Origin of the sequence: Corallococcus carmarthensis, from assembly GCF_003611695.1 — a bacterium.
GTDB lineage: Bacteria > Myxococcota > Myxococcia > Myxococcales > Myxococcaceae > Corallococcus > Corallococcus carmarthensis.
Window position 1 is genome coordinate 1 of record NZ_RAWE01000333.1, and the last position, 6,592, is coordinate 6,592.

Consider the following 6,592-nt stretch of genomic DNA (forward strand, 5'->3'; position numbering starts at 1 on the left):
AGGCAGGGGGCGGCGCGGGCGGGCACAACGGGCTCAAGAGCATGGTGCAGTGCCTGGGCGAGGACGCCTTCATCCGCGTGCGGGTGGGCATTGGCAAGCCGGAGGGCCCCAACGCCAAGGAGCGCGTGGCGGGCTACGTGCTGTCCAACTTCGACGACGGCGAGCGCCGGCAGCTGGAGGAGCTCATCGCCAGGGCGGCGGACATGGCGGAGAGCTGGGTGCGCGACGGGCTGGCCACGGCGATGAACCGCCACAACCGCAAGGCCTGAAGCAGCAGTCCGGCCGCTTGCCCCCTCTGCTCCGCTTGACTTTCCAGGAGGGGTCCTCTTAGAAGCCCCTTCCCCCGGAGTGTGTCCCACGCTTGCAGGGGGATGTTCTTTCAAAGCTTCCCGTGTTCAGGCACGGGCCAAGGCGCGGTGGTGACGGGCGCGCGAAGATTTCCCGTCCCCGGTGGTGACCTTCGAGGGTCACAGACCGTTTCCCCGCTCCCCGGATGGTCCGGGGGGCACTCGACCCCAAGGGGAGAGAAACATGGCAGAGACGCAGGCCGCCAAGCGGCTTCGTGAGTACGAGACCATCTTCCTGGTCAAGCCGGACCTCACCGACGACAACGTGGACAAGCTCAAGGAGCGCGTCCGCGGCATCGTTTCGCGCGAGGGCGGCAAGGTCCTCCGCTTCACGGTGTGGGGGAAGAAGAAGACCCTGTTCCCCGTGGCCAAGCAGCCGCGCGCCATCTACGTCCACACGAGCTTCCTGGGTGACGGCAAGCTGGTGGCGGAGATCGAGCGCAACCTGCGCAACCTCGACGAGGTCACCCGCTACATCTCCGTGAAGATCGCGGACGAAGTGGACCCCGAGTCCCGTCCGGTCCTCGAGGACCTGAAGCTGGCCGGCGACGTCGAGGAGACCCGTCCGGGCGCCCCCGCCGAGCGCGAGGGTGGCTTCCGTGGCGAGGCCCCGGAGTTCGCGGGTGGCGATTCGGAAGAGGAGTCCCCGGAGGAGGCGTAAGCCTTCTGACGGGACCTTCCCCCAACCTTCCAGGAAACGAGAACGTTCATGAGCAACGGCATGGATAGCAAGCAGGGCGCGGGCGCTTCCCGCGGCCCCGGTGGTGGCGGTGGCGGCTACGGCGGCGGTTCGCGCGGTGGCGACCGTGGCGGTGATCGCGGCGGTGACCGCGACCGTGGTGGTGATCGTGGCGACCGCGGCGGCATGGGCGGCGACGACGACAAGCGCGGTGGCCGCGGCTTCGGCCGCAAGAAGGTCTGCCGCTTCTGCGCGGAGAAGAACGCGTCGGTGGACTTCAAGGACCAGGCGACGCTGAAGTACTTCGTCACCGAGCGCGGCAAGATCATCCCCCGCCGCATCTCCGGCAACTGCGCGAAGCACCAGCGTGAGGTGGCGGTCGCCATCAAGCGCGCCCGCGGCATCGCGCTCCTCCCCTACAACGCGGTGGTCGGCTAGTCGCCGGTCCGCAACACAGGAGACAGGAACATGAAGGTCATTCTGCGTGAGGACATCGACAACCTCGGCAAGTCCGGCGAGCTCGTCACGGTGAAGGACGGCTTCGGCCGCAACTTCCTTCTGCCGCGCAAGAAGGCGGTCCTGGCGAGCGAGCAGAACCTGCGCCAGCTGGAGCACGAGAAGTCCGTGCAGACCGCTCGCAGCGCCAAGCTGAAGGGCGCCGCCGACGAGCAGGCCAAGAAGCTGGGCAACGTCAAGGTCACCATCAAGCGCAAGGTGGGCGAGCAGGACAAGCTGTTCGGCTCCGTCACGGTGCTGGACATCGCCGAGGCGCTGGCGTCCCAGGGTCAGCAGGTGGATCGCCGCCAGCTGCACCTGGGCGAGCCCATCAAGTCGCTGGGCAGCTACGACGTGGAGCTGCGCCTGCACCGCGAGGTGACGGCGAAGATCAAGGTCGACGTGGTGGCCGAGTAGTCCACCGCTTCACCTGAAGCGCTCCATGGCTTCACGGGAAGGGCCGTCCGGGCAACCGGGCGGCCCTTTTCGCGTCTCCAGGGCCCTGGACGTCCGGCTCGCGCCGCGGCGGGTCCGTTCCACGGCATCCGCGTGGAGGCAGGGCCGGTGGCGTGGGTATTTCAGCGGCGGACACCGCCTGGAGGTCCCCACCGCATGAACGCCCCTATCCGCTCCGCTGGCGTGCACCACCCCGACCTGGACTGGCTCCGGGTGCTGGCCATCGTCGTGCTGCACCTGTTCCACACCGGGATGATGTTCAACACCTGGGAGTGGCACGTCAAAAGCCCCCAGGCGCTGCCGGTGCTGGAGCCCGTCATGTCCGTGCTGCACCTGGTGCGCATGCCGCTCTTGATGGTCATCTCCGGCGCGGGCACCGCGTTCGCGCTCCGGCGGCGCACGCTGGGGGCCTTCGCGAAGGACCGGACGAAGCGGCTGTTGTTGCCGCTGGTGTTCGGCATGTTCGTGGTGGTGCCGCCGCAGATCTACGTGGAGCGGCTGTTCCGGGGGCAATTCGAAGGCAGCTACGCCGCGTTCTACCCGACGGTGTTCGGCTTCGTGCCCTACCCCGCGGGCAGCTTCAGCTGGCACCATCTGTGGTTCGTGGCCTACCTGTTCGTCTACTGCCTCCTGGCCCTGCCCCTCTTCGCGGCGCTGCGCACGGAGCGCGGGGAGCGGTTCCTCGCGAGGGTGGACGCGTGGCTGTCGCGAGGGGTCAACGTGTTGTGGCTCGTGGTGCCGCTGGCGCTCACCCGGGTGCTCCTGCGCGACTTCCCGGAGACGCACGCGCTGTTCGATGATCCGCGCACCTTCCTCCTCTACGGACTGCTGTTCCTGTACGGCCACCTGCTGGGCCGCTGCCCGGGCGTGTGGAATCGGCTGGTGACGCTGCGCCACGGACTGCTGGCACTCTTCCTGGCGGCGCTCGTCGTGGAGTGGGTGTGGCCGTGGCCGGTGATGCCGGTGGTGCCCGCCATCGTGGGGGGCACCGTCCTCATCTGGAGCGGGCTGCTGGTGGCGCTGGCCTACGCGCGGCACCACGTGCGCGTGTCCCCCGCGTGGCTGCCGCATGCGCAGGCGCTGTCGTATCCGTTCTACATCTTCCATCAGACGGTCATCGTCTGCGTGGGCTACCTGTGCCTGCGCCTGCCGGTGGGGCCCTGGGCCATGCTCCTCGCGGTGCTCACCGTGTCCTTCACCGTCACGCTGGCGCTGTGCGAGGGCGTGTCCCGCGTGGCGTGGCTGCGTCCCCTCTTCGGCATGAAGCCCCGTTCCGCGCGTCCCGGCGTCCTGGCTCCGGAGGCGGTGGGGTGAGGGACTGGGATGAGGCTCCGTCCAGGCAGTGGCGCTGGCCCCGGCTGCGGGTGCGTCCGGCGCTGAAGGTCCTGGCGTTCGGTCTGGCGCTGGGCGTGTGGCAGGGCAGCGCGGTGCGGCTGACGCAGCTCATGCGTCCGCATCCCGGCCACTGGGCGCCGGCGTTCATCTGGGAGATGACCAGCGCGCTGGCCGTCACGCTGCTGCTGCCCGTCCTGATGACGGCGGTGCTCAACGCGCCGTCGCCCCGCGTGGGCTGGACGCGTTTCCTGGGCATCCACGCGGCGGCGTTCCTCCTCTTCACGTCGCTGCATGTCGCGGTGATGGCGGGACTGCGGCACGTCGTCTACGCGCTGCTGGGGCTGGGGGAGTACGACCTGGGGCCTCCCGTCTACGCGCTGCCGATGGAGGCGCAGAAGGACCTGGTCACCTACGGTCTGGCCTGCGCGGTCATCGCGCTCCTGTACGAGTGGCGGGAGCGGCAGGCCCGGGCGCTGCGCTCGGCGGAGCTGGAGGGCGAGCTCCGGGCCGCGCAGCTCCAGTCGCTCACGGGCCAGCTGCACCCGCACTTCCTCTTCAACGCGCTGCACACCATCGGGTCGGTGATGTACGAGGACCTGCCTCGCACGGACCGGCTGCTGAGCGACCTGGGCCAGCTCCTCCGCGCGAGCCTGGAGCGCACCGATCCCACCTGGACGCTGGCCGAGGAGCGGGGGCACACCGAGCGTTTCGTCGCGCTGCTCGCGGCGCGCTTCGGGGACCGGCTGGAGGTGCGCTGGGACGTGGCGCCGGGGTTGGAGTCCCAGCGCGTGCCCTGCTTCGCGCTGCAGACGCTGGTGGAGAACGCGGTGAAGCACAACCAGGACCGGGTTGGAGCGCTGGAGGTGCGCATCCGCGCTCGCGCCGAAGCGGACCGCTGGGCGCTGGAGGTGGAGGACACCGGGCGTGGCTTCGAAGCGCCCTCCCCTGCTTCGGGCCCCGGCGTGGGGCTGACGCAGCTGGGGCGCGTGCTCACGTTGCTGCACGGCGACCTGGCCCGCCTGGAGCGAGGCGCTGGACCAGAGGGCGGGGCGCGCGTGACGGTGTGGCTGCCGCGAATGGAGGCCAGGTCATGACGGTGTTCCGCGTGCTGATGGAGGCCAGGTCATGACGGTGTTCCGCGTGCTGGTGGTGGACGACGAGGCGCCCGCGCGCGCGAAGGTGAAGCGCCTGCTGGAAGCCGACGCGCGCTTCACCTGCGTGGGCGAGGCCTCGGACGGAACGGAGGCGCTCGCGCGCATCGAAGCGCTGCGGCCGGACCTGGTGGTGCTCGACGTGCAGATGCCCGGCCTCACCGGCTTCGAGGTCCTGGAGGCATTGGGGCCGGACGCCTGCCCCGCCGTCATCTTCTCCACCGCCTACGAACGCTTCGCCCTCCAGGCCTTCGAGGCCCACGCGGCGGACTACCTCCTCAAGCCCTATGACGCGGGCCGCTTCACCCGGGCGCTGGACAAGGCCCATGCGCTGCTGAGCGCGGGCACGCATGGCACGGCCGCGCTGGACGCCCTGCTCGCCACGGTGGCCCGGGCCCGCCCGGAGCGCCCCCTGGAGCGGCTGGTGGTGAAGGTGGGCGAGGGCTGGGTGCCGCTGCGCCTGGACACCGTCTGGCGCCTGTCCTCGGAGGACAAGTACGTGCGGCTGTACACCGCCCAGGGCGAGCACCTAGTGCGCCAGACGCTGAGGGCCCTGGAGGAGCGCCTGGACCCCACCCGCTTCGTCCGCGTGCACCGCAGTGACCTGGTGAACCTGGAGGCCGTGGCCCGCCTGGAGCCTTGGACGCATGGGGACGGCATCCTGGTACTGAAGGACGGCTCCACGGTGATCCTCAGTCGCACCCACCGGGAGGCCTTCCTCCAGCAGTGGGGCGCCGCCGAATAGCCCGACGCGCGGGGTCGGTTCACCTGGAGGCCGGGCCCAGGTGCCACGGCGGGTCACGGCATCCCTCCCGGACCCACCGGGTGCTACAGGTCTGTTGCCTGGAAACTGGACGTTCGCTGGAACGTGTCAGACGCTGCCTGTAGAGGTTCCAAGCAGCCATGCAGAACGTCCTGGACGGTAGGGAAGGTCGGCGGGTCCACGAGGATCTCGCCGCGGAGCGCGCGGTGCTGGGCGCCGTGCTGGCGGACAACGGGCTCATCACGCCCGTGGCGGAGGTCGTCCACGCGGACGACTTCGCCAGCCCTTCGCACGCGCAGATCTTCGCCGCGATGATGCGGCTGGATCAGCAGAGCAAGCAGGTGGACCACCTGACGCTCGCGGAGGAGCTGAAGATCCTCGGCCAGCTCGTCTCGGTGGGCGGTCCCGCGTACCTGATGGGCCTGGACCAGGTCGTCCCGCTGGCGGCCAACGCCGTGCAGTACGCCCACATCGTCAAGGACCAGGCGCTGCGGCGGCGACTGGCCAACGTGGGCCGGGAGATCCAGGAGCTCGCCAGCCAGGAGACGGGCGAGCTGGACGTCCTGCTCGACGAGGCCGAGCGCAAGGTCTTCCTCCTCGCGGAGAAGAAGCGCGAAGGCGACCTGCGTCCAGTCAGCGAGCTGATGGAGCAGACGCTCGACCTGCTGGACAAGATGAAGACCGCGGCGACGGGCGTGACGGGCCTGTCCACGGGCTACATCGACCTGGACAATCAGCTGACCGGCCTGCACGCCGGTGAACTCATCATCCTCGCGGCGCGTCCCGGCGTCGGCAAGACGTCCTTCGCGATGAACATCGCGGTCCATGCGGCGCTGAAGGAGAACAAGGCGGTCGGCATCTTCAGCCTGGAAATGCCCGCGGATCAGCTCCTCATGCGTCTGCTCGCTTCCACCGCGCGCGTGGACATGAAGAAGCTGCGTGGCGGCCGGCTGTCGCCCCACGACGAGGAGAAGTTCCAGGAGATGGCGGGCGCGCTCTACAACGCGCCCATCTACATCGACGACTCCGGTGGCCTGTCCCCGTTCGACCTGCGCGCGAAGGCGCGGCGCGTGAAGCAGAAGGACCCGCGCCTGTCGCTGCTCGTCATCGACTACCTCCAGCTGATGCACCAGAAGGGCAAGGTGGAGAGCCGCCAGTTGGAAGTGGCGGAAATCTCCCGCGCGCTCAAGCAGCTGGCCAAGGAGCTGGAGGTGCCCATCATCGCGCTCAGCCAGCTCAGCCGTAAGGTGGAGGAGCGCAAGGGCGGCAAGCCCATGCTGTCCGACCTGCGTGAGTCCGGCTCCATCGAGCAGGACGCCGACGTGGTGATGTTCATCCACCGCGAGACGGAGGAAGAGGGCGGCGA

Annotated in this window: 7 protein-coding genes and 1 pseudogene; all 8 read left to right on the forward strand. The window is 69.5% G+C overall.

Translation table 11 applies throughout. The annotated features are described in order from the left end of the window. Nucleotides 1-269 (forward strand): annotated as a pseudogene (locus tag D7X32_RS42065) (aminoacyl-tRNA hydrolase); the annotation flags it as partial. A 262-nt stretch (nucleotides 270-531) separates the two neighbouring features. Then, nucleotides 532-1,008, forward strand: a complete 477-nt coding sequence (rpsF, locus tag D7X32_RS42070; RefSeq protein ID WP_120608135.1) for a 30S ribosomal protein S6 — start codon at nucleotides 532-534, stop codon at nucleotides 1,006-1,008. A 48-nt stretch (nucleotides 1,009-1,056) separates the two neighbouring features. Beyond that, the gene (rpsR, locus tag D7X32_RS42075; protein ID WP_120524744.1) at nucleotides 1,057-1,464 is read left to right on the forward strand and encodes a 30S ribosomal protein S18; all 408 of its coding nucleotides are present in this window, start codon (nucleotides 1,057-1,059) and stop codon (nucleotides 1,462-1,464) included. 30 nt (nucleotides 1,465-1,494) lie between these two features. Then, complete coding sequence (gene rplI / locus D7X32_RS42080; RefSeq protein ID WP_120608136.1) at nucleotides 1,495-1,938, forward strand: 50S ribosomal protein L9; 444 nt, start codon at nucleotides 1,495-1,497, stop codon at nucleotides 1,936-1,938. Between the two features lie 195 nt (nucleotides 1,939-2,133). Then, a complete protein-coding gene (locus tag D7X32_RS42085) occupies nucleotides 2,134-3,291 on the forward strand; it encodes an acyltransferase family protein (RefSeq protein WP_120608137.1) in 1,158 nt (385 codons plus the stop codon). Then, a complete protein-coding gene (locus D7X32_RS42090) occupies nucleotides 3,288-4,406 on the forward strand; it encodes a sensor histidine kinase (RefSeq protein WP_120608138.1) in 1,119 nt (372 codons plus the stop codon). Before D7X32_RS42085 ends, D7X32_RS42090 begins: the two co-directional genes overlap by 4 nt. Before the next feature lie 31 nt (nucleotides 4,407-4,437). Next, complete coding sequence (locus D7X32_RS42095) at nucleotides 4,438-5,208, forward strand: LytR/AlgR family response regulator transcription factor (protein ID WP_120608139.1); 771 nt, start codon at nucleotides 4,438-4,440, stop codon at nucleotides 5,206-5,208. 158 nt (nucleotides 5,209-5,366) lie between these two features. Beyond that, nucleotides 5,367-6,592: replicative DNA helicase (gene dnaB / locus D7X32_RS42100; RefSeq protein ID WP_120608140.1), on the forward strand; the 1,226-nt coding region annotated here is incomplete at its 3' end.

Excerpts from the sequence above, each read along its gene's own strand:
- rplI (WP_120608136.1), top strand. The coding sequence starts at position 1,495 with ATGAAGGTCATTCTGCGTGAGGACATCGACAACCTCGGCAAGTCCGGC.
- rpsR (WP_120524744.1), top strand. The coding sequence starts at position 1,057 with ATGAGCAACGGCATGGATAGCAAGCAGGGCGCGGGCGCTTCCCGCGGC.
- D7X32_RS42085 (WP_120608137.1), top strand. The coding sequence starts at position 2,134 with ATGAACGCCCCTATCCGCTCCGCTGGCGTGCACCACCCCGACCTGGAC.
- rpsF (WP_120608135.1), top strand. The coding sequence starts at position 532 with ATGGCAGAGACGCAGGCCGCCAAGCGGCTTCGTGAGTACGAGACCATC.
- D7X32_RS42095 (WP_120608139.1), top strand. The coding sequence starts at position 4,438 with ATGACGGTGTTCCGCGTGCTGGTGGTGGACGACGAGGCGCCCGCGCGC.